At 42.4% G+C, this 21,029-nt stretch carries 20 protein-coding genes and 2 pseudogenes; 8 read left to right on the forward strand and 14 right to left on the reverse strand.

Annotated elements, in window-relative coordinates:
- Window positions 1-95: pseudogene (locus tag V7K49_RS03750) on the forward strand (photosystem II protein D1); the annotation flags it as partial.
- Window positions 96-443: 348 nt separating this feature from the next.
- On the opposite strand, the gene V7K49_RS03755 reads toward V7K49_RS03750, so the two are convergent.
- The 8 genes from V7K49_RS03755 to V7K49_RS03790 form a co-directional block, all read right to left on the reverse strand.
- Window positions 444-2,132, reverse strand: a complete 1,689-nt coding sequence (locus V7K49_RS03755) for an FHA domain-containing protein (protein WP_335204564.1) — start codon at window positions 2,130-2,132, stop codon at window positions 444-446.
- The gene (locus tag V7K49_RS03760) at window positions 2,129-2,332 is read right to left on the reverse strand and encodes a DUF6760 family protein (protein WP_334865336.1); all 204 of its coding nucleotides are present in this window, start codon (window positions 2,330-2,332) and stop codon (window positions 2,129-2,131) included. Before V7K49_RS03760 ends, V7K49_RS03755 begins: the two co-directional genes overlap by 4 nt.
- Window positions 2,275-2,658, reverse strand: a complete 384-nt coding sequence (locus V7K49_RS03765) for a phage tail assembly protein (RefSeq protein ID WP_335204565.1) — start codon at window positions 2,656-2,658, stop codon at window positions 2,275-2,277. The genes V7K49_RS03760 and V7K49_RS03765 overlap by 58 nt, the downstream gene beginning before the upstream one ends.
- A gap of 163 nt (window positions 2,659-2,821) precedes the next feature.
- The gene (locus V7K49_RS03770; RefSeq protein ID WP_335069542.1) at window positions 2,822-3,169 is read right to left on the reverse strand and encodes a hypothetical protein; all 348 of its coding nucleotides are present in this window, start codon (window positions 3,167-3,169) and stop codon (window positions 2,822-2,824) included.
- A gap of 11 nt (window positions 3,170-3,180) precedes the next feature.
- Window positions 3,181-3,636 (reverse strand): phage tail protein, encoded by a 456-nt coding sequence (locus tag V7K49_RS03775; RefSeq protein ID WP_335204566.1) that lies wholly within the window; start codon window positions 3,634-3,636, stop codon window positions 3,181-3,183.
- Window positions 3,637-3,812: 176 nt separating this feature from the next.
- Window positions 3,813-4,286 carry a phage tail protein gene (locus tag V7K49_RS03780; protein ID WP_335204567.1) on the reverse strand — a complete coding sequence of 158 codons (474 nt, stop codon included), beginning with the start codon at window positions 4,284-4,286 and terminating at the stop codon, window positions 3,813-3,815.
- A gap of 308 nt (window positions 4,287-4,594) precedes the next feature.
- Complete coding sequence (locus tag V7K49_RS03785; RefSeq protein ID WP_335204568.1) at window positions 4,595-6,250, reverse strand: phage tail sheath family protein; 1,656 nt, start codon at window positions 6,248-6,250, stop codon at window positions 4,595-4,597.
- Window positions 6,251-6,280: 30 nt separating this feature from the next.
- A complete protein-coding gene (locus V7K49_RS03790; RefSeq protein ID WP_335204569.1) occupies window positions 6,281-7,120 on the reverse strand; it encodes a DUF4255 domain-containing protein in 840 nt (279 codons plus the stop codon).
- A 734-nt stretch (window positions 7,121-7,854) separates the two neighbouring features.
- Here V7K49_RS03790 and V7K49_RS03795 point away from each other — a divergent pair.
- Genes V7K49_RS03795 through V7K49_RS03810 form a run of 4 tightly spaced genes read left to right on the forward strand, consistent with a single transcriptional unit; the run spans window position 7,855 to window position 12,539 of the window.
- Window positions 7,855-8,973 (forward strand): sensor histidine kinase, encoded by a 1,119-nt coding sequence (locus V7K49_RS03795; RefSeq protein ID WP_335204570.1) that lies wholly within the window; start codon window positions 7,855-7,857, stop codon window positions 8,971-8,973.
- Between the two features lie 60 nt (window positions 8,974-9,033).
- Window positions 9,034-9,714 carry a response regulator transcription factor gene (locus tag V7K49_RS03800; RefSeq protein ID WP_334865349.1) on the forward strand — a complete coding sequence of 227 codons (681 nt, stop codon included), beginning with the start codon at window positions 9,034-9,036 and terminating at the stop codon, window positions 9,712-9,714.
- A 43-nt stretch (window positions 9,715-9,757) separates the two neighbouring features.
- Complete coding sequence (locus tag V7K49_RS03805; RefSeq protein WP_335204571.1) at window positions 9,758-11,887, forward strand: substrate-binding domain-containing protein; 2,130 nt, start codon at window positions 9,758-9,760, stop codon at window positions 11,885-11,887.
- Window positions 11,865-12,539: an FHA domain-containing protein gene (locus V7K49_RS03810; RefSeq protein WP_335204572.1), complete on the forward strand. Its 675-nt coding sequence runs from the start codon at window positions 11,865-11,867 to the stop codon at window positions 12,537-12,539. The genes V7K49_RS03805 and V7K49_RS03810 overlap by 23 nt, the downstream gene beginning before the upstream one ends.
- A 72-nt stretch (window positions 12,540-12,611) precedes the next feature.
- Here V7K49_RS03810 and V7K49_RS03815 read toward each other — a convergent pair whose 3' ends face one another.
- The 6 genes from V7K49_RS03815 to V7K49_RS03840 form a co-directional block, all read right to left on the reverse strand.
- Window positions 12,612-12,848 carry a hypothetical protein gene (locus V7K49_RS03815; RefSeq protein ID WP_335204573.1) on the reverse strand — a complete coding sequence of 79 codons (237 nt, stop codon included), beginning with the start codon at window positions 12,846-12,848 and terminating at the stop codon, window positions 12,612-12,614.
- Window positions 12,849-12,983: 135 nt separating this feature from the next.
- Entirely contained in the window at window positions 12,984-13,283 is a 300-nt protein-coding gene (locus tag V7K49_RS03820) for a hypothetical protein (protein WP_335204574.1), read from the reverse strand.
- On the reverse strand, window positions 13,271-13,837 hold the full coding sequence (locus V7K49_RS03825) for an REP-associated tyrosine transposase (RefSeq protein ID WP_335204579.1): 567 nt from the start codon (window positions 13,835-13,837) through the stop codon (window positions 13,271-13,273). The genes V7K49_RS03820 and V7K49_RS03825 overlap by 13 nt, the downstream gene beginning before the upstream one ends.
- Window positions 13,838-14,132: 295 nt before the next feature.
- Window positions 14,133-15,683: an eCIS core domain-containing protein gene (locus V7K49_RS03830; protein WP_335204575.1), complete on the reverse strand. Its 1,551-nt coding sequence runs from the start codon at window positions 15,681-15,683 to the stop codon at window positions 14,133-14,135.
- 296 nt (window positions 15,684-15,979) lie between these two features.
- A complete protein-coding gene (locus V7K49_RS03835) occupies window positions 15,980-16,135 on the reverse strand; it encodes a hypothetical protein (RefSeq protein ID WP_335204576.1) in 156 nt (51 codons plus the stop codon).
- Window positions 16,136-16,212: 77 nt separating this feature from the next.
- Window positions 16,213-17,493 (reverse strand): eCIS core domain-containing protein, encoded by a 1,281-nt coding sequence (locus V7K49_RS03840; protein WP_335204577.1) that lies wholly within the window; start codon window positions 17,491-17,493, stop codon window positions 16,213-16,215.
- Between the two features lie 65 nt (window positions 17,494-17,558).
- On the opposite strand from V7K49_RS03840, the gene V7K49_RS03845 reads away from it, so the two are divergent.
- The 3 genes and pseudogenes from V7K49_RS03845 to V7K49_RS03855 form a co-directional block, all read left to right on the forward strand.
- Window positions 17,559-17,924, forward strand: a complete 366-nt coding sequence (locus V7K49_RS03845) for a hypothetical protein (protein WP_335204578.1) — start codon at window positions 17,559-17,561, stop codon at window positions 17,922-17,924.
- Entirely contained in the window at window positions 17,924-18,529 is a 606-nt protein-coding gene (locus V7K49_RS03850; RefSeq protein WP_273765449.1) for a phage tail protein, read from the forward strand. The genes V7K49_RS03845 and V7K49_RS03850 overlap by 1 nt, the downstream gene beginning before the upstream one ends.
- A gap of 200 nt (window positions 18,530-18,729) precedes the next feature.
- Window positions 18,730-21,029: pseudogene (locus tag V7K49_RS03855) on the forward strand (hypothetical protein); the annotation flags it as partial.

Below are 21,029 nucleotides of genomic sequence, written 5' to 3' on the forward strand. Positions count from 1 at the left end.
TGATGCACGAGCGCAATGCTCACAACTTCCCCCTAGATTTGGCAGCAGGTGACTTTGCTCCTGTAGCTCTAACCGCTCCTGCTATCAACGGTTAAATAGCAAAGTTTAGCTAAATCGAAAAGCGCTCTCCCAAATTGGGAGGGCGCTTTTTAGTGTCAACGACTATAGCGCTGACGGTAAAATATAGCGGTTCTGGTTTGGATGCAGGGCACAGCATTGCTCATTGGTGTGCCCCTACCCTTTTTGTCTAAAAAAACTTTTAAAATTTGCAACCATTTTTTTTAACAGATTTTACTTTAAAATATATGTATATTTTTAGATTAATTTTTATTATTGAAATTATTCTACGCAATTTGAAACTTTTCATAAAATATAATGAAATACCTATATCCCCGACTTCTTTAAGAAGTTGGGGATATTATTGTTCAATGAATAATTTAGTGCTAGTCTACTGTCGATTTAAGATAATGCACGATCGCCTCTGCTGTTGGCAAATTAGTTGCCAGTAAAACTTGATTAATGGTGCATAGCCTTAGCAGTGCTTCTTCATTTGCTTGACCAGACTGAGGTTGCAGCAAATCTCTCAGGAAAATAACTGCTAAAATTTCTCCTGATCCAACCAATGATGCAATTGTTTGATATCCTCCAGAAGTCGGTGCGGCGGTTTCTTGACTAATAGTTATCCCCGCCTGTTGATGTAAAACTTCGCTAACAGATGGCCAGGTAATTGTAAAACTCTGCGAGAAAAATTCCTGATGTTGAGAAACAAATTCCGCAAGTTCTGATTTCTTGCTTTCGTGAGCAATTAGTACTATGTTTCTTTCAATGATCATTTGAGAAGGCTCACTTACATTTGTTTCTTCTGGAGTTTCATCAGATTGAGTTGCTTCTACTTCAGAAACCTCTTCAATAGTTTGACTGATGATCTCAGGAACTTCACTTTCTGTTTCATCAATAGCAGAACTAAGTTCTACTTCTTCAACATCTGCGCTGTCTTTTGCTGTAACTGATGTATCCAAATCTACTACTTCATTATGGGTAGGTTCTGTAACGGCAATCTCCTGTGCAGGAACTTCGCTAAAAAAATCACGCGGCTGCACGAAGGTGACTTCTGCTTCCAGTGCTGCTTCCAACTCTGCATCCTCATCGGAGGTAGATTCGGGAACGGTACTCTCTTTTGCAGGAACTTCGCTGAAAAAATCACGTGGCTGAACGAAGGTGACTTCTGCTTCCAGTGCTGCCTCCAACTCTGCATTCTCATTGTGGGTAGCTTCGGGAATGGCACTTGTATCACGCTGCTGTACGAAAGTAGATTCTGCCGCCAGTGCTGCTTCCTCGTCGTGAGTGGTTTCTGGAAGAACACTTTCCTCTTCAGGAGTTTCAATGATGTTTTTAGGTGAAGCGATCGCATCATCAGCTACAGTAGAAAAAACTTCTGAGGCTTCGTTGACTTTTGGAACTTCTACTTTTTCAGCGTCTGCGCTGACTTCTGCTGCAACTGATGTCCGCAAATCCCCAACTTGATTATGGACATCGTGTGGAACTTCGCTGACTGCTTCTGGTGACTGAATGATGTTTTCAGGGATGACATCATCAGGTTGAGTTGCAACAACTTCTGAGATTTCGCTGATTTCTGGGGAAGGAGGATTAATTTCAGGTGTTTCTACTTCGTTACTAATTGGCGCTGGAACTTCGTTAACTACTTCTGGGGCTGGATTAGCAACATTGGAAGCGCTGACATTTTCAGGCGATCGCGGTCGAGAAAACAGTGAAGGATCTATAATTCTAAAGACTGTCTCTGGTTGCTCATAGGCAGGAGTAACTCCTTCCAAGATCAAAACGTAATCTGCAATCCGGATGACGTCTCCATCACTCAAAGAATATGGTCGGTCTTTTTCAGCCTGTTTACCGTTAAATATTGAGCCATTTCTACTGCCAAGGTCAGAGAAGTAGTAATTTCCACCTTTAACAAAAAACTTAGCATGTAACCGACTGATATCAGGGCTGTCTAGGACTAAATCAGAATCAGGAGAACGACCTATTAACCATTCTCCTCTGGGTGTAGTTTCTATGGTCAGGTCAACTTCATTGACTTCATTTAGATTTGGTGAGTAGCTAACTTTTACTTTCATATTATTTTTTGGTTAATTTTATTGATTTCTGCTACCCAGCGCTGACGGGTAGTGTGTTCTAAGTTTAAAATATCATCTTGTGACCAGTGAAAATGATAAGCAATAAAAGCTACCTCCTCATATAAAGTATCAGAGGGGTAGCTTACGACTCCCCCGCTAGTTCTAGCTCCACTGAAAATTGAGTATTGCAGTGGGGACATTGTGTCGGAATGTGTACATTGCCTTGCTGATTGATTCGATTGTAAAATTCTCGGAGATAGGCAATGTCATGTAAGAGCAGTCCTTCGAGTAAATCAGGACTAACAGAGTTGAAACTGCCCAAGCGAGTAATAACCAGTCCAAGCATTACCAATACGCCGTAAGCTGGATTTTCTTGAACTCTGCGCTCTTGTTGCACCAAAATTTCATCTTTGGCGGTGGCTAAACGCATCACCCCCTGACGATGTACTCGGTTTTCACCATCACTCAACCCTCTAGGAAGAGTGAAGGTAAATTCTGTGCAGAAAGTATCCTTTTTACGGCGCATAGGTAATTTTATTTGGGCATTGGGCACTTGTACAGAGCATCTCGACTTCCCTCGATGGAGCCGGGGTTGTTGGCGTAGCCTCTCTAAGAGTTGTATTGAGCATTGGGCAATAATCAATAGTTCTTCCTCTGCTCCTTCATCTCCCTATTCCCCATTTCCCAACTTAATTATGAAGAAGTGGCTCAGGGGAATTTATTGTATCTTCTGGTAGGGAAGTTTCGCTTTCCAATCCATTAATTCGACGGTAAAAATCTTGGAGGTAGTTTAAATCTTGGGCAAAAAAGTTTTCCACTATCGCCGGAGTCACTTCTGATAAAGCACCCAAGTCGGTAATCACTCGCGCCAAGATAATAATTGTGGCATAAACGGGATTAGCTTTAACGCGTGGGTCACGCAAAGGTGCAATCTCGTCTATCGCCGTTGATAACCGCATTACACCTTTGCGGTGGAGGTTGCCTTCAGAGTCTAGATACCCCTTCGGCAGTGTAAATTCAAACTCTGTGGGAAACATAGTCCTCCTGATTATTTCACGCGTTTAAATTCCTCAAAAGCAATCTCCAACTCCTCAATTTCTATCTCATGACTGTTAGCGTTAAAATCAGCAATTTTGTAACTAGTAGGCCAAGCACCAGCTAATTCAAATCTAGCTTGTTCTGTGGCTGCTTGATCGTAAATAGATAAAGAAATAAATTCACGCTTTTTAGCCCACTTCCCTGTTTCAACTTCTTCAAACCACTTCCAAAAATCTTTGGAGTTGCTCAAACCTTTACGTAAAGTAATATTACCACTCTTAGCATTGCCAGGAAGTTTAGTTATAACCGCCTTCCCTTTTGATGCACTTCCCCATTTTTGAGAAGTGACTTCACAAATTTCAATTACATCCTGGGTTCTTTTGAAACCTTGGCATTCTAAAAAGTAGCCATCACTATCATTTGTACCTATGTCTAATCTTAAAAAAAAATGATAACCTGTGAGCAATTCAGGTGGGATTGGAGCCATTTTATTTCATAGTGAATTTGAAACTTTAAATTGTTATGCAAATCTAATTTAACTTAGCACTCAAGGTTGCTATCTATAAGTGATAGCAACCTCCCGTCAAAAACAGACAGCTAATTCATCCCTTGATAAAACCCAATAATTGAGTTTCCAGTTGTTTATTTTACGTCTTTTTTCTTTGCTTTGATCTCATAACTTTCAATAGACACTTCAATTTTCTCTGTTGCAGGATCATTGTTTGTAATATCGAATTCTGGACCTGTATATGATTCGGGAAAGCAACCTTTAAAGTCATAACGGATTATTTCAGTTGACTTATCTTGGCTATAACCAACAACTGAGAAATTTTTACGATTCTCATTCCATTGACGAGCTTTTCCATCTTGGCTACAAGCTAAATACCATTTGTGTAGGTCTTCTTCACCATTGTAAGTCACAGTTACTGTGACATTATTAAACTCAGCCTGTCCAGGAAGGTTTTGACGTAATATCTTACCATTTTTGCCTGAACCTCTAATGGTTTTAGTAGTATTATTTTTTGCCCCCATTCCTGCGACTGATTGAACGAATTTGTCAGTCATGCCATCTGCTTCAAAGTAGAAGACAGAAGCAACAACATATTCTCCAGGCATATCTCATCTCCTAATAAATTAATAATGTGGAAAAATTGCAGAAAATACTAAGCTATTACGCATTAAGGGTTATCACCGTTCGCGCAGCGTCTCCCTTAGGAGAAGTTCTGATGCCTTCTTTTCTCTACGAGAGGCTTCCCCTAAGGGGTACGCCAACGCGAATAGTGGGCTGCGCCAACACCAAAAGCTGGCGCTCAGACTTCTCTCTTTATCATTTGTCATTTGTGTTTACAAAGGAATAATCACTAATGACTAATGACGTTCTTCATGGAAAGTAGTGCAATATGTAAGCAGGTTAGCTTAATTAGTTATTGCTCATCAAGTGCATTCCATTGACTGATGCGGAAGATCACAAACTCTGCCGGTCTAACCGGGCAAACACCTACTTCGACATACAAACGACCTAAAACCATAGTTTCTGGTGGATTCAATTCCGCATCGCATTTAACATAAAATGCCTGTTCTGGTGAAGCTCCAAATAAAGCACCCTCACGCCAAATCCGCTCTAAAAAGTTACTGACAGTACGGATAACACGTGCCCACAAATCTTGATCATTCGGTTCAAAAACTACCCATTGAGTGCCTAGTTCAATTGATTTTTCTATGTAACTAATCAACCGACGCACGCTGATATAACGCCACTCTGTTTTATCTGGCTCAACTAAAGTTCGTGCCCCCCAAATGCGGATACCTCGGTTCGGGAAATTGCGAATGCAATTTATCCCCAGTGGGTTCAATAGTTCCTGTTCCCGGAAATTGGTGTCGTAACCCAAACCAATTACGCCTCTGGGTACTTCATTTGCAGGCGCTTTATAAACACCTCTGGTTTCGTCGGTGCGTGCCCAAACACCCATCATATGACCACAAGGAGGTATTAGAATTGGATTGCCGCGATCGCGCGGGTTAGCAACTTTGATCCAAGGGTAATAAAGGGCTGCAAACATCGAACGACGGTTAAATCTATTCAACCAATCCACCACCTGTTGGGGTTTAACGGCGTCCGGTGGTGCATCAAGTACAACCATGCGGTTGGGTGGATTGGGAATATCGCCACTGGCAGAACCCTCGCACATGCTGATCATCAGTTCCATGATCCCGTGGACTTGATCCAAGTTCAGCACTTGTTCTTGATAAGCCCTCAGTAAATCAGGGCAAGCCAGCATTGTAATTTCATCAATTTCAAAAATACCGCGTACCCCTGTGCGATCGTCCCGAACCCCTTCTATATCTCGTGAAAATCTATCCAGCGAGGGGGCAACAATTGGTGGCGCTAGTTCGTACTGACCATTAACCGGACGGCGAGTTAAAGGCTGTCCGCTTTGAGTAATGTCTTCTAGACTGACATACATAGAATTTCTCAATGCTGCCAGCGCATATGCTGCTTGAGCACCAGGCTCGCGGTTCATCGTCAAGTTCTCGTATTGCTCTAGAAGTTCATCTCCCCGACGAATCTGGATTGTGAAATATTCCCCCGTATTTGGAGGAGCTTCTCCTTCAGTACCTTCAGGTAGGGCACGAGGAGAACCATCAATAATTAAAATATTTACTAATCCGCCTCCTGCTTGTTCGGGGCGCAAAGTAAACCGAAGGGCTGGACGATTCCCACGAGAGTTGATTCTTAGGGTGGTAGGTTCTGGAGTCGCAGGTTTGGGTGCGCCTGGTAACTGAGTACCGATGCTTGTCACCCAGCAACGACCACCACCATTCATAAAGTAGCCATAAACAGCAAAGGGTAAGTAGGCGTTGAAATCGGTGAAACCATCAGAATTAGGACGACTAAAATAGTTCAGATATTGCGTCCAAGTAGTCACCAACATTGGCTTAAAGAGTTCAGCATCATCTCGAACATCTTCTGTAAAGCCTACAAACCCGGCAACTGCTGTACTAACACCTTCAATCGGTCGGCTCCCCCGGTCAAATTCTTCAATATAGACACCAGGAGCAAAGTAATCAAGTCTAGCCATGAAAGTCTCTCCAAGTCAGTAAAAAGTTAATTATTCAGGAGTTAGAAATATCTCCTTGAAGGTATGACTTTGGTTATCTACCAATGCATTAATATTCTTGGATAAATAACCAGGACAATTTAGATTTAAAACATAGTTACCTATCTCAAGGTTTTCAAAAAAGAACAGTCCTTCTTTGTTGCTCTCCATGAATTTTTTAGTTCCCAGCAGAGTAACTTTTGTCGCCAGCAGTGGCAGATTTGTTGTCTCACTCTTGACCATACCTGCAATTACTACTCGCTTGGTCAGAATTTGGTTGCTACCATTCTCATGCATGTTATTTCGCAGGTGAAAAATTCGTTCCCAAATCAAAGGTGTTGTAGTAGATTGCGTAATAAAAGGCACGCTTATTGTTAAATATAAGGCTGAACGCAAAGGTACATTAAGAGCGCTCCATAAGCCGCCAACCTCAAGTGAGGGCTGTATTCCAATCATCATAGGCAAACTACCATTACCCCGCAATTCAGGAACTAAAAACTCTTCCTCCAAAGCTCGATGGCGTATAAGTACGGTCAAAGCTTCACTAAGGAAATGATGTTCGCCTAAAGTCGTCCTATCCCAGGCTGTTAATAGCAGCGAAACATCAAACCAAGCAGGTGCCCAAGTTACAGTGCCAGCTTGTAGATGGCGTGTAGTATTACGTTCAACTTGCCTTCCGGCTTGTTGATACTGCTTACTCTCACGAATATCATAAATGTATAAATTGAGAGTCGGACCTGCTCCCTCTTCCCTTCGATTACCAGGATGGCTAAAGTCAATTTGCTCCGTACTGGTAAGTGAGGTTCCTCCAGCTAGAATTTCGGCTAAAGTTTGAAGAACGAAGATAAGCATGAAGGTGTTGTGCTGGTAGCTAATCCAGATACATCTAGAGTATATGTATCAGCCTTCTAAAGTTAATTAGACTTTTGTCGATATTTGTGGATGGGGCATTGGGCATTAGTTAACGTAAGTCAAAAGACCTCTCCCTGACTTAAAATAAAGTTCAAGTCTGTCCTTTGCGACGGGCGAGAGGGACGGTTTTGCGTAGTAAAACCTCTTAGAGGCTTTTGACTCAGATCATTCGGCAATACCACATGAACCGTCGAACTCACGTTTAGTTAGTAGTTATTCTCCATCTCCCCCCTGCTTGATCATCCTCACTCCCTAGTTTCCCCAGAATGATGATTGAGAGGGCTGGAAAATATTAGTTTTTCAAAAATCCGAAAAGCAGTAACTTCAACTTGTAGATCAGTCTATCCCTTGAAATTAGCGCTCTTTTATATCTCTGAGGATAGAAAAATAAGATGCTGACCTTGAATCTTTTTAAAAGTCTCGCTTTATCAGCAAAGCCAAAAAATCCTTGTTTGGAACCTAGCACGGAGAAACAAGGGTTTAAATATTCTCTAATGAGAGTAAGAAGAGCGTTAGGAAGGTGAGAAGCACCAGTGAATACAAACTTAATAATTCTTTGGATTAATTATCTAACAAAATAACTTAACAAAAAATAAATATTACTGATCCTGCATAATTTTATACTGGTCAGCAGAAAAGTAAAAATATTTGGTTGTAAAAAGCGAGTTAAAGCTATGACACTAGGCTTTTCTTTACAAAAACTAGAAAATGGCTCTAATTATTTGAATTCCTCAGATATTCAGAGCTTTTGTCAGCTAGAGTCTGAGCAGCTAACTAGTCAGTATCCAATTTTTTTCGCTCGGATTGTCTATCATGATTATTTACTAAAAAATCATCAGGAAGTTATACATTATGGTCAAGACCAAGCTTCTTTTTCGCCAAAAATTTTAGCTTATTTGCGGTCAGAAGCATGGCTTACAGACTTTCCGCCTGCTTTGACTTTACATGAATTTAGACTTAATGACTTTTCATCCATTTCTTACATTTGTCCCATAGGCTATAGAAATCAAAAACCTGAATACATTCAAATCATTACTCATGAACCTCTGTCATCGAGTTTGCAATTATACGTAAAACGCTCTGCTATGCTCCTGAGTAAGTATGTAGATATTTACTTAGACTATGGAAGACAAAAAACTGAAATTCAACTCCTGGAAAATATCCTGCATCGAGTAGGTCATCAATTGCGTAACTCTCTAGGACTTATTGGATTGTATGCCCATAACTTATACTTAGGGTTAAAGGATAGTCCTTGGCAAGAGCAAGCAACAATCATTGGCGAAAGTATAGAAGATTTAGATACTAATTTAAATGAGCTTATTGATTGTGGTCAAAGTGCAAAATTAAGGGTAACATTTCAAGATTTAAGAAATTTGGTAGTTGAAAGTATCACAAATTTACAACCTCTAATTAATCAGAAAAAAATTAAAATATCGATTCCCGATACATCGACAATACTGAAGATAGACAGATTGCAAATGAAACAAGTATTTGACAATCTCCTCAGTAATGCTGTTCATTTCAGTCCTAATTCAGGAACTATTACCTGTAGCTGGCAAATTTTTCAAGATGAAGTTTTAATTAAAATCTTAGATCAAGGTCCAGGACTATCTCAAGAGGATTTACAAAAAGTATTTAGCCCATTTTATTCCCGACGTAGAGGAGGTACAGGGCTGGGTTTAACTATCGCTAAAAAAATTATCCTGGATCATCAAGGAAGTATCTGGGCACAAGTTTTGTCAGAAAGGGGAGCGCAATTTTCTCTGATTTTGCCTCGACCAAGGAGGAGATAAATAATTTATAATTCGTAATGGGCTAGCCCCGCTACGCTAACGTAATTCGTAATTACAAATATGACTAATGATCATAAAAAACTTTCAGTTTTGCTGGTAGATGATGAAGAACGCTTCCGCCAGGGGTTACGTACCCTCCTCAACTTTTATAGTATTAATTCTGCTTTACCTGTAGAAGTTGTGGGTGATGCTGATACTGTAGAGCAAGTTTTAAAATTAACAGCCCAGAAGTGTCCAGATTTAATTTTGCTGGATATGCAATTGAAAGGATGTGATGGGATTACAGTTTTGGCACGTCTTAAGGAAACTGCTTACACTGGCAAGGTTTTAGTATTGTCGGCTCATCAAGAAGATGACTGGATTTTTAGAGCAATGCAAGCGGGAGCCGCAGGTTATGTGTTTAAAAATCGTTTGGCAACACAATTGTGTGAAGCTATTGACACTGTTACAAGGTCAGAAATTTATCTTCCTTCAGAGGTTGCTAGTCGATTTTTCCGGTTTTTTCAGGCTTATTCAGACTCTAGTGTAAAAGCATCTCATGAGGTGCGTTTAACCCAAAGAGAGCAAGAAGTTTTACACTGGTTAACTCAAGGTGCTTCTAATGAACAAATCGCAAAACATTTATATGTAACAGTTGCTACTGTTAAGGCGCATCTCACAAGTATTTTTGAAAAATTGAAGGTTACTAGCCGGACTCAAGCTATTGTGGCTGCTCTCAAGTTAGGATTAGTTCACGCTTGAGCGCGACAGAAGTAATCGGCGCAATTCACGAAACTCTTTGTATATGCCTTCATTTGAATCTTTTTATCAAGAATACCCCTGCTCGTACAATTCTCCCTTAACTTGCGATCGCCCCTTCCAAACGGCGCAGCAAATCAAGGGTGCTAAATTTTGCTTGGAATGTGGTTTTCCAGCAACTTTACCGCAGCAGGCTGAGATTAAAGGAAATCAGGGGACTTATCAAATAGCTAGTTTTGCTGGTGTGCGGGGTTTAGGCCGCTTATATTCAGGTATCCAACTCAAAGACAAACAGCCTGTAATCATCAAAGAATACCTGCTACCCGATCGTTCTTTTAATGAAAGCGAGACTCGGAAGCGGAAAGAGACTTTCAAACAGGTGGGTGGGGTAAGTTTAGCCGATAGTAGAATTCAAAACTTCCGTCTTGTCGAAACTAAAGAAGCGATCGCTGATGAAAAAGGAGAACGCTGTTATTTAATTACTAAAGGAGTAGAGTTATCTCAAACTTTAGGTAAATATCTAATAGACAAGGGAGCAATGACATCTCCTGAAGTCCGTGAGGTGCTAAATCAAGGTCTACAAACTCTCCAGTTTCTCCACACCCAAAAGCTGCGTTTTCCCTCAAACCAAACACAACTCGGTATCACTCACGGCAACATCAATTTAGATAGTACTTTAATTAAAATAGAAAATAATCAAAAATTTTCTATATACTTTTGTGATTTAGCTATCTGGGAAAACTTATTTCTTCCGCCCATTATTCCTCAACCCGCGCCCGTCAGACCGGAGCAAGATTTAGAATCATTAGGATTGGTAGCCTTTTCTTTATGGGCAGGACGCACAACTAATTTTTCATCCAACCAGCCTCTCGATCCTAGAGATAATCAACAATGGCCAGATACCGATAGCCATTTAAAGCAGTTTATTTATCGACTAATTGGGCTGGAAACTCGTTTCGAGAGTGCAGAAGCAGCTCGTCAAGCACTGCTGGAACTTCCCAAAGAAGATCATGGCAAAAGTTCAGCGCGATCGCCAGCTTCTCAAGAAATAGAAAAGCGTTTTCCAATGCCCTTAATTCTGCTAATAATTCTGGCTTTATTATTACTTGCGGGGGGAATTTGGTATTGGCTTTGGGGTAAGAAAACAGTTAGTTTTAATCAATATATCCAATGGTCTGGACTTGTGCGGAATTTCTCTGAAGTCCCCAACATTCCTTCCGGACAATTTACTTATACAGGAGAAAAAGACAGTACATGGAGCTTTGTTTTGACACAACCAGTGGACAACAGTCGTTTAGGAGATTTATTGACCAGACCAAAGTCAGATGCAACAGCAACATTTAACTATGAATCTGTTTTGTCATCAAATATAAATAATCCGATTAAAAGTATTGAAGAAGTCCAAACAAGCAAAAAAGATTTTGCAATTACTAGTTTGGTAGACAATATCACAGATAAGCTTGCTAAAAAACCAGTTGCTTATGATGGGTTACTGGTATTTGTAGCATTTAATAAGAGAGACTCAAATCTTGCTAATGCTCTTGGGGGGGAAATAAGTCTTGAGCAATTGCGTCAAATTTATACAGGTAAAATTACTAATTGGCAGCAAATTAGTCCCAAACTTCCAAATCTGACTCTGAAACCTTTTGCTCCAACTGAACCGGAAGCAATCAGTAAATTTCAAGAAATAGTTCTCAAAAACGCCCCTCAGGACGAAGCTTTATTTGCAAAGGTTACTAAACTTGATACAACAAAAACCCAAAACCAGATACGCAGCGAGACTCTAAAGGGGCGAACTCCTGGTATCATCAGTTTTGGGATTATCAGTAAAACTTCGAGTCAGTGTACTGGCTATCCCCTAGCGATCGCAGATGGCAACAAATCAGCGATTCAACCTCTGTTTCAACGGCGCGATCGCCGCTCAATTAATCCTTCAGATGATTTGTGTCAACATGATGATTATTATGTTGATGTCACAACTTTCCAAAGCTACCCTTTGGGATACCCAATTTTTGTAGTTTACCCTAAAGACAGCAGCCGCCTACCAGGTGGTTCTACATTTGCCCAGATGCTAACCACTCGTCAGGGTCAGTGTTTACTTAGTAAAGTAGGTCTTGTAGCTTTACAACCTATGCCTGATGATATAAATTCTTATGCCTGCAAATCGGTGCCCTAATCCCAGTTGCGAATATTTTAACCGTGCCCTGCCTAACAATGCTAAGGTTTGTCCCTGGTGTTCCACTCCTCTCGGTAATGTAGTTTCCTCTACACCAGAACCATCTAGTCAACCACCGCCTAGTCAACCACCGCCTAATCAACCACCACCTAGTCAACAACCACCTAGTCAACAACCACCTATTCAGTATCAGCGGCCACCAACAAACCAGCCTAACTACGAAGTTCCGCAACAAGTTCCTGTTGATCATTCAACAGTCTATCAGCAACGGGTTTATTATCCACCAACACCGCCTGTTTATACTCCCCCACCTCAAAGAGCGCCACTCTTAAAGTTGATTCATACCACTGGAAGAGAATTTAACCTCGTTGGGGAAGGAGGTTACATTGGTCGTCGCAGTCAGAGTCCAGGAATAGCGCCGCCAGAAATTGACTTGACAGGTATCCCCAGTGAGGGAATAATCTCTCGTCGTCATGCGCGAGTCGATTGGGACTGGTCGCAAAATGCATACATGATTGTTGATATGAGTACTAATGGTATTTATTTAAACAATACTTCTCTAACTTCTGGTATGCAATATCGACTGCTTAATGGTGATTCACTGCGATTTGGTCAGGATAACCTAGTGAATTTCACTGTATATGTTGTGTAATTAAAAAGCGTGTAGGGGCGCAAGGCCTTGCGCCCCTACCCCCACACCAGAAGTTGCGCCGATGCCCCTAGATTACCATTTTGAAGGATTGTCGGGATGCAATTGATCGCAATTCCATGATTGGAGATTTATCTGCACGTATTTACGAATTTTGTGTAATGCTACCTGATTACGAATAATGTGTTCGTAGTAATTGCGTTGCCATATTGGCACGCTTGGTGTATCTCGCAATACATTAATCCGCTTGGTAACTGCCATTTTAAACCCTGCAATCAAAGATCCGAGCGATCGCGGTTTTCGGCTGGGCATCTTAGTTTGTACGGGCGCATCTTGGGGCGCATGGGTTTGTAGGGGCGCAAGGCCTTGCGCCCCTACGACAGATGTGGTTCAAATACATGAAAACTGCTGTAAAACAGAAAAGAGCGCATTACTGCCTTCCCGGAATTAACTTCCGCCTTCACGTTTGAGTGTTTCGCGCAGTCTGTAGCAACTTCTGCCTTCCCGGAAGTAACTTCTGCCTTCACGTTTGGGTGTTTCGCGCAGTCTGTAGCAACTTCTGCCTTCCCGGAAGTAACTTCCGCCTTCACGTTTGGGTGTTTCGCGCAGTCTGTAGCAACTTCTGCCTTCACGTTTGGGTGTTTCTACGCAGTCTGTAGCAACTTCCGCCTTCCCTGAAGCTATGTAGGGTGCGTTAGCGACAGCGTAACGCACCGCACCACACCTCAACTCTTCTACATATCCCAAATACTGTTAAGCATTTCTGGAATTTCAATCATTCCCCAATTTGGCGGATAAATACCTTGATTGATAAATCGATGAATTGTTGAAAACTGCCAAGCCTGCGGAGTCAGACATAATTGATATCGCACAGGATTGTAATGAATATAATCGCAATGTTTGGCAAAATCTCTATCGTCCCGAATTAGATGTTCCCAAAATCGTCTTTGCCATAAATTGCGTTCAAGTCGTTTTTGTCGAAAGGTGGAAATCTCAGCATTAATTCCCAATTGGCTCCCATACTTTTTGGTGACGAAGGTTTTAATTAATCGCAGTCGAGTTGATAAATCGCTATCTCCTTCTGGTAACGTCCATAAACAATGGAAATGATCGCTTATAAGCACAAATGTGTCAATGGTGAAGGGATATTTTTGACGCACATGAGTAATAGCAGTGCGGAGTACAAGGCGTGCGATGTCGGTGATCAGCCAAAGTTGGCGATGATGAGTTACTTGGGTGAGGAAATAAGTACCACCAGGAAGTTTGGCGGGCGCGGTAATTAGGCATGAGTATTCATTGATGAGTTGATTGTTTTAAAATACCCATTGTTCATGCCGAATCAATATCTGTCGTAGTAATCCACCATTATATTGGTTCGGTGCGTTACTTCGTTAACGCACCCTACGAGATCAGGCGATCGCACTGTCGTAGGGTGCGTTAAGGGTTTGTGGTAGGATATTTGACAAGCGATTTGGTTGTTTACGCCGTAATGCATTATTAGATTGGTTCGGTGCGTTACTTCGTTAACGCACCCTACAAGATCATGCGATCGCACTGAATAGCCTACAGATAATTTGAGTGTAGTGATTGGTATTGTTAATAAGGCTTAGGCCTTCTAGAGGTGCGATTTGACCGCGTAGTGATTGCCGATGGACTCTTATTATAGTCAGTGTAGTCATCGTTATCTGATTTGTATGAAGGCTGCGGTTTCACCTTAGTCGGTGGTCTTGTACCAGGAGCAGGGGGATACGGAGGTACATTCTGCACAATTGCGTCGGTCACTTTGTACGCTGACATCTCTGGCCAAGGTTCTTCTACTCTTGTTACCTTGTGGATACGAATAGGCGTGATTGATAGCTTCAGACCGCTCACGAGCAAATGCTCTGCACGAAAGGTCGCGGTGCCGTCTGGACTGGGGGTAACTACCTCTACTTTGTAGTCAGCCCCATGCTCATACGCCTTATCTCCATACTTTTGAGTCAAACTGACATCAGAACGCTCAATAAAACCAGCCCAATATGCTAAGGTTTTCAAATTTCGTTCGTAGCCTTTATGAAAATTGTTACACTGAATACTAAGTACAGTCAAATTCGGATTGTCTGCTAGTCCTCCTATTTCTTCATTCATCAAATGTCCCGCTACATAGCGACCTTTGATAGCCCCCACATGATTGATGATTGGAGGTATCCCTCCTCCCGGAATTCGCCCTTTAACGCTTTGTGCTCCTACTCTGGCTGTAATACCCTTACCACCTGTGTAGGCATGATCTGCGTCTGGGGTGTAGGTAGTTGCAAACCGTTGAATAACTGTTGGCGTTACGATCCTGTCTATCTGTCGCTGCACTGCCCCCCCATTCTGCTGCACAACATGTGTTAACTCATGCGCCAACAACTCTTGTCCGCCCCGACTCCCAGGATTATATTCTCCCTGCCGAAAGAACACATCTTGTCCCGTCGTAAAAGCCCGCGCCTGAATTGACCGATTCAACTGGTCAGATTGACCATCGGTGTGAACCTTCACCCCACTGAAATCAGCGCCAAATGCCACCTCCATCGGATGGCGAATATTCTTTGCCATCGCCTGTCCGCCACCCCTTGCTTGGTTGATGGACGCTTCCAGGTCTGGCGCAGCAGCCATCCTAGCCTCAGCCCGACGCTGCACCATCGGCTTCATCTGCAATTCTTCCTCATCCTCTGGCACTTCTTGTCGTTGAAGTGTGCTACTGTCCAGAGATTTCATTTGCAATTCTGACTCATCCTCTGGCATTTCTTGACGTTGCATCAAAGGCGTGATGAAATTTGCCATTGGTTTCATCTGCAATTCTGACTCTTCTGGCAATGCTTGTGGTTGGATAGACTGGCGATTTACAGGCTGCGCCATTCTTTGCATTACCTGCTGCGCGACTCTATCAGCTTCCTGTTCATATTTATCCCCAGGCTGGCTAATTGAGAGTTTTGCTTGGGGACGATGCAGTGACATTCGACTAATGTCGTGGGTGAGAGGTTTATGAAGTGATTGCACCAATGGAACTGCTTGGGGTGAAGCTTGTGAGGAATCTAAACCAAAGCCGGGTATGCGGTGTTTGAGAGATGGGATTGAGAAGGAAGCAGTGGTAGCTTTTTTGGACTGGCTTACATGTTCTCTCATTTTTTTCTCCTGATGCCCAAGCAGTAAGTTGATGAATATTTGCTAGTTCATATATCTAGAGTACAGCGATCGCACTTTTAACACAATTCATCAAAAGTCTAAAATCAAGCTGAAATCATGTTGGCTATTATCAGCAAACAGTTGCAATGAGGATTTGAGCGCATATCATCCAGCGAATTGCAAGTTAGTCAGGTACAGTGCTTTGGTCTATAAGCCAGATAAAAAGCCTTTTTGACTCCTGACTCCTAACTCATGCTCTATCAGGAGGGCTACACGAGTTTTGCCCCTGGCTGTAATTAATAAATTTCAGAAAAGTTGTTTAATATGGCTTGATCAACTTGAGAGGTTACTTGAGCGATCGCTTGATCATATCCTTGGGCCACCAGGGAGAATTTGTCGCGCTCGAACTGCTTGAATGCCTCGTTAGCAGCAATGGGGGGCTGACCCGTCATTTGTTACCTCTTTCTGTAATTAGTTAACACACCTGACAACAGCGATCGCATTTATTACTGCACTTTGAGCGATCGCACTAATCCAACTCCATTCCATCCAAATGATGCACCTTGTTATTCCTGAATGCGTAATTAAGTCTGCCTGACTTAATTTTCGGTTCTTTTGGTTCTCCTCTGGTGTTATATTGACACTCAGCATAAGTGATGTTTGTTTCTGTTGTGAGTATCCCTTCAAGATTCCCCTGTAATACTTGCGCCTTGATCTCGGAGATGATTTGCTGTACCCCATTCTGTGTGATCAGAGTACTCCTTGGCACCTGTCCTGCACGCCGTTTAGCCACTTCCATAGCACTTTCACGATCGCCGTGGAACACATGATCCTTTAAAAACTTCTCGGAAAACCACTCCCCGTATTGGATGCGATTAGAATTAGGCGCAAGTTGTATGCCCACGCCCGGTTGTGTCTCTTGCACAGACCAGCCACCTTTGTTTGGTTGTTCCACCCGCATAGTTTCTCCCGATCCCTTAGTTACGTTTGGATCCTTGACCATACCTGCCGCCCCCCCACTCTGCTGGACAACATGGGTCAACTCATGCGCTAACAACTCCTGACCGCCCCGACTCCCAGGATTATATTCCCCCTGCCGAAAGAACACATCCTGCCCCGTCGTGAAAGCCCGCGCCTGAATTGACCGATTCAACTGGTCAGATTGACCATCGGTGTGAACCTTCACCCCACTGAAATCAGCGCCAAATGCCACCTCCATCGGATGGCGGATGTTGTCCGCCATCGCCTGTCCGCCACCCCTTGCTTGGTTGATGGACGCTTCCAGGTCTGGTGCAGCAGCCATCCTAGCCTCAGCCCGACGCTGCACCATCGGCTTCATTTGTAATTCTTCTTCATCCTCTGGTGCTTCTTGTCGTTGCAGTGTGCTATTGTCCAGAGATTTCATTTGTAATTCTTCTTCCTCTGGCATTTCTTGACGTTGCATCAAAGGTGTGATGAAATTTGCCATTGGTTTCATCTGCAATTCTGACTCTTCTGGCAATGCTTCTGGTTGGATAGACTGGCGATTTACAGGTTGCGCCATTCTTTGCATTACCTGCTGTGCGACTCTATCAGCTTCCTGTTCATATTTATCCCCAGGCTGGCTAATTGAGAGTTTTGCTTGGGGACAATGCAGTGACATTCGACTAATGTCGTGTGTCAGAGGTTTATGAAGTGGTTGCACCAATGGAACTGCTTGGGGTGAAGCTTGTGAGGATTCTAAACCAAAGCCGGGTATCCGGTGTTTGAGAGATGGTATTGAGAAGGAAGCAGTGGTAGCTTTTTTGGACTGGCTTACATGTTCTCTCATTTTTTTCTCCTGATGCCCAAGCAGTAGGTGGATGAATATTTGCTGGTTTACACATCTATAGTACAGTGATCGCACTTGTAACACAATTCACCCAAAGTCTAAATCCAGGCAAAGACCAAGTTAGACTTTTGGCTACTTTTGATTCTGATGCAGTACCTTTAGCCTTGATTCTAGGAGAGATTTTTTTATTTATGGACTCAAAACAGCAACAAACTTTTTTCACGTTCGATGGAGATGTTGGCGGTACTGCTGGCTACGCTGGGGTTTCAGTAACTTATAATGCCAACAAAGTCGCTAAAACGGCAAGTAAATATCTCAACGACTCACTGCTTATGAACCAACTGACAGAACACGTATATAAACTTTTGCTAGAAGACCTGCGATCGCAGCGTGAAAGGGTAGGTAATTATAGTTCTCAGAGGTGGTTGTGATGGTTACAGCTCCTAAAAATGCCAGGGTTACTCCAAATCCTAAGAATGCCAACATTACTCCAAGTTCTAATAATGGCAAGGTTACTCCAAGTTCCAATAATGGCAACATTACTCACGAACTAAACTATGTCACTACTAATCGTTTCTATGTAGAGATAGACAATACTATTGCTGCATCTTTTACTGAATGTTCAGGATTAAGTGTTCAAATTAAGAAAAATGTTTTTAATGAAGGTGGTGTCAACGACCAGCAAAGAATTTATTTAGGTCATACAGAATTTGCAGACATAACTCTTAAACGTGGAGTTACAGATCATCCAGGTTTTTGGAACTGGATGAGTGCAGTTTTTGATGAAAAAAAGAAGACATCTCGACGCAATGTCAACATTCTGATTTTCAATCAGGCTGGTGAAACAATGATGAGTTGGACTTTGATTGGTGCTATTCCCATAACTTGGAAAACACCTACACTTCAAGCAGATGGAAATGCAGTTGCCATTGAAGAATTAACTTTAGCTTATGAAGGGTTACAAGTTGCAAGGGCTACAGGAGGAGGCACTTCTGTACAACGAAATCAAAAAACAGGATATTTCGTTTCTAGTTAATTGGCTATTTTTCAATTATAACTATGCAAATTATTCAATCTCCATTAGGAAACAATGTTCATCCACTTGGGGTAATATCATCTTTATCTCATTTTCATAGAATGGGATTGAGAAAAGAGTCTCATTCTCTACATTTGCGAAGTAATTTTATCAGTACTATACAAACTAAACCATCATTAGTCAGCTCCTCTAAATTTTTATTGTCTCGTGAACATGAAGCATCGATCCAACCATTAATAAATTGGGATAGTGGGGATACTCAGGATATAAATAGTGAGTTTCCATTACTTGAATTTGATTCTTTGGATGCAATAGCCCTACAAGATAAAAGTAATATTAAGAGTAATGAATCAGGAAAAGGTAATATTACAGATATACTGCCAAATCGCATTGATAACAATTCGAGTAATGAGATTTTGACGGAAATAAATATTCCAAGTAAATCTAAATCAAAAAAAACAAATAAATCTCAAAAACCACCAGAGAAAAAAACAAAATCCACATCGAGAACTAAAAAAGCAGTGAAATCATCTGCAACTAAGAATATTGAGCAAGCTTTTGATGAAAACAAAATTACGATTAATCGTAAAGAAGATAGCTTATTAGCAAATACCAATAGTAATTTAGAGGCAATTACAGCCATTGAACCAGACTTAATATTAAAAAGTACCGCAAATAATTTGGTCACAGATAATGCTGTCGTTGATAATTCTCTAACTTTGTCGTCAGCACTTACCTCACCTGATGTAAATGATGCACCTACTTTACTCAATCCTTTAGCGAATAATGAAAATAGCGTTGGGGCGCAGAGCTATGCGCCCCAACCACATGTTGCTGTACCTAATTCTGAGTCTTCAGTTGCAAAAAGCCCTATTGCAATAGAACAAGAAATTGACTCCAGTGTAACGAGTGAATCTCCAGCCAGTGCGCCTGTTCAGTTAACACCTACCTCAGCCAATATTAGCGCCACATCGCCTGAAATTGGTGAAGCACCATTAATTACTGCCACATCACCTGAGATTGGTGAAACAGCGATCGCACCAAAAATTACCGCCACATCGCCTGAAATTGGTGAAGCACCAAAAATTACCGCCACATCGCCTGAGATTGGTGAAACTGCGATCACACCACAAGTTAGCGCCAAATCACCTGAGATTGGTGAAACAGCGATCGCACCAAAAGTGACTGCAACATCATCTGAGATTGGTGAAACTGCGATCGCGCCAAAAGTTAGCGCCACATCGCCTGAAATTGGTGAAACTGCGATTGCACCACAAGTTAGCGCCACATCGCCTGAAATTGGTGAAACTGCGATTGCACCAAAAGTGACTGCAACATCATCTGAGATTGGTGAAACTGCGATCGCGCCAAAAGTTAGCGCCACATCACCTGAGATTGGTGAAACTGCGATCGCACCAAAAGTGACTGCAACATCACCTGAGATTGGTGAAACTGCGATCGCACCAAAAGTTACCGCTACATCGCCTGAGATTGGTGAAACTGCGATCGCACCACAAGTTAGCCCCACATCACCTGAAATTGGTGAAAATGCGATCGCACCAAAAGTGACTGCAACATCATCTGAGATTGGTGAAACTGCAATCGCGCCACTTACCGCCACATCACCTGAAATTGGTGAAACAGCGATCGCACCAAAAATTACCGCCACATCGCCTGAGATTGGTGAAGCACCAAAAATTACCGCCACATCGCCTGAAATTGGTGAAACAACGATCGCACCAAAAGTTACCGCTACATCGCCTGAGATTGGTAAAACTGCGATCGCACCAAAAGTGACTGCAACATCATCTGAGATTGGTGAAACTGCGATCGCACCAAAAGTGACTGCAACATCATCTGAGATTGGTGAAACTGCGATCGCGCCAAAAGTTAGCGCCACATCGCCTGAAATTGGTGAAACTGCGATTGCACCACAAGTTAGCGCCACATCGCCTGAAATTGGTGAAACTGCGATTGCACCAAAAGTGACTGCAACATCATCTGAGATTGGTGAAACTGCGATCGCGCCAAAAGTGACTGCAACATCGCCTGAAATTGGTGAAACAGCGATCGCGCCAAAAGTGACTGCAACATCGCCTGAAATTGGTGAAACAGCGATCGCGCCAAAAGTGACTGCAAAATCACCTGAGATTGGTGAAACTGCGATCGCTCCAAAAGTTAGCGCCACATCACCTGAGATTGGTGAAACTGCAATCGCACCAAAAGTTAGCGCCACATCACCTGAGATTGGTGAAACTGCAATCGCACCAAAAGTTAGCGCCACATCACCTGAGATTGGTGAAACTGCGATCGCACCAAAAGTGACTGCAACATCACCTGAGATTGATGAAACTGCGATCGCGCCAAAAGTGACTGCAACATCATCTGAGATTGCTGAAACTGCAATCGCACCAAAAGTGACTGCAACATCACCTGAAATTGGTGAAACTGCGATCGCACCAAAAGTGACTGCAACATCACCTGAAATTGGTGAAACTGC

Origin of the sequence: Nostoc sp., assembly GCF_036919675.1 — a bacterium.
Lineage (GTDB): Bacteria > Cyanobacteriota > Cyanobacteriia > Cyanobacteriales > Nostocaceae > Nostoc.

Coding starts and splice junctions, on each gene's coding strand:
- V7K49_RS03815 (WP_335204573.1), bottom strand. CDS start 12,848: ATGCCCAGCCGAAAACCGCGATCGCTCGGATCTTTGATTGCAGGGTTT.
- V7K49_RS03830 (WP_335204575.1), bottom strand. CDS start 15,683: ATGAGAGAACATGTAAGCCAGTCCAAAAAAGCTACCACTGCTTCCTTC.
- V7K49_RS03755 (WP_335204564.1), bottom strand. CDS start 2,132: ATGAAAGTAAAAGTTAGCTACTCACCAAATCTAAATGAAGTCAATGAA.
- V7K49_RS03795 (WP_335204570.1), top strand. CDS start 7,855: ATGACACTAGGCTTTTCTTTACAAAAACTAGAAAATGGCTCTAATTAT.
- V7K49_RS03770 (WP_335069542.1), bottom strand. CDS start 3,169: ATGTTTCCCACAGAGTTTGAATTTACACTGCCGAAGGGGTATCTAGAC.
- V7K49_RS03810 (WP_335204572.1), top strand. CDS start 11,865: ATGCCTGCAAATCGGTGCCCTAATCCCAGTTGCGAATATTTTAACCGT.
- V7K49_RS03760 (WP_334865336.1), bottom strand. CDS start 2,332: ATGTCCCCACTGCAATACTCAATTTTCAGTGGAGCTAGAACTAGCGGG.
- V7K49_RS03835 (WP_335204576.1), bottom strand. CDS start 16,135: ATGACGGGTCAGCCCCCCATTGCTGCTAACGAGGCATTCAAGCAGTTC.
- V7K49_RS03765 (WP_335204565.1), bottom strand. CDS start 2,658: ATGCGCCGTAAAAAGGATACTTTCTGCACAGAATTTACCTTCACTCTT.
- V7K49_RS03805 (WP_335204571.1), top strand. CDS start 9,758: ATGCCTTCATTTGAATCTTTTTATCAAGAATACCCCTGCTCGTACAAT.
- V7K49_RS03850 (WP_273765449.1), top strand. CDS start 17,924: ATGGTTACAGCTCCTAAAAATGCCAGGGTTACTCCAAATCCTAAGAAT.
- V7K49_RS03790 (WP_335204569.1), bottom strand. CDS start 7,120: ATGCTTATCTTCGTTCTTCAAACTTTAGCCGAAATTCTAGCTGGAGGA.
- V7K49_RS03800 (WP_334865349.1), top strand. CDS start 9,034: ATGACTAATGATCATAAAAAACTTTCAGTTTTGCTGGTAGATGATGAA.
- V7K49_RS03785 (WP_335204568.1), bottom strand. CDS start 6,250: ATGGCTAGACTTGATTACTTTGCTCCTGGTGTCTATATTGAAGAATTT.
- V7K49_RS03840 (WP_335204577.1), bottom strand. CDS start 17,493: ATGAGAGAACATGTAAGCCAGTCCAAAAAAGCTACCACTGCTTCCTTC.
- V7K49_RS03780 (WP_335204567.1), bottom strand. CDS start 4,286: ATGCCTGGAGAATATGTTGTTGCTTCTGTCTTCTACTTTGAAGCAGAT.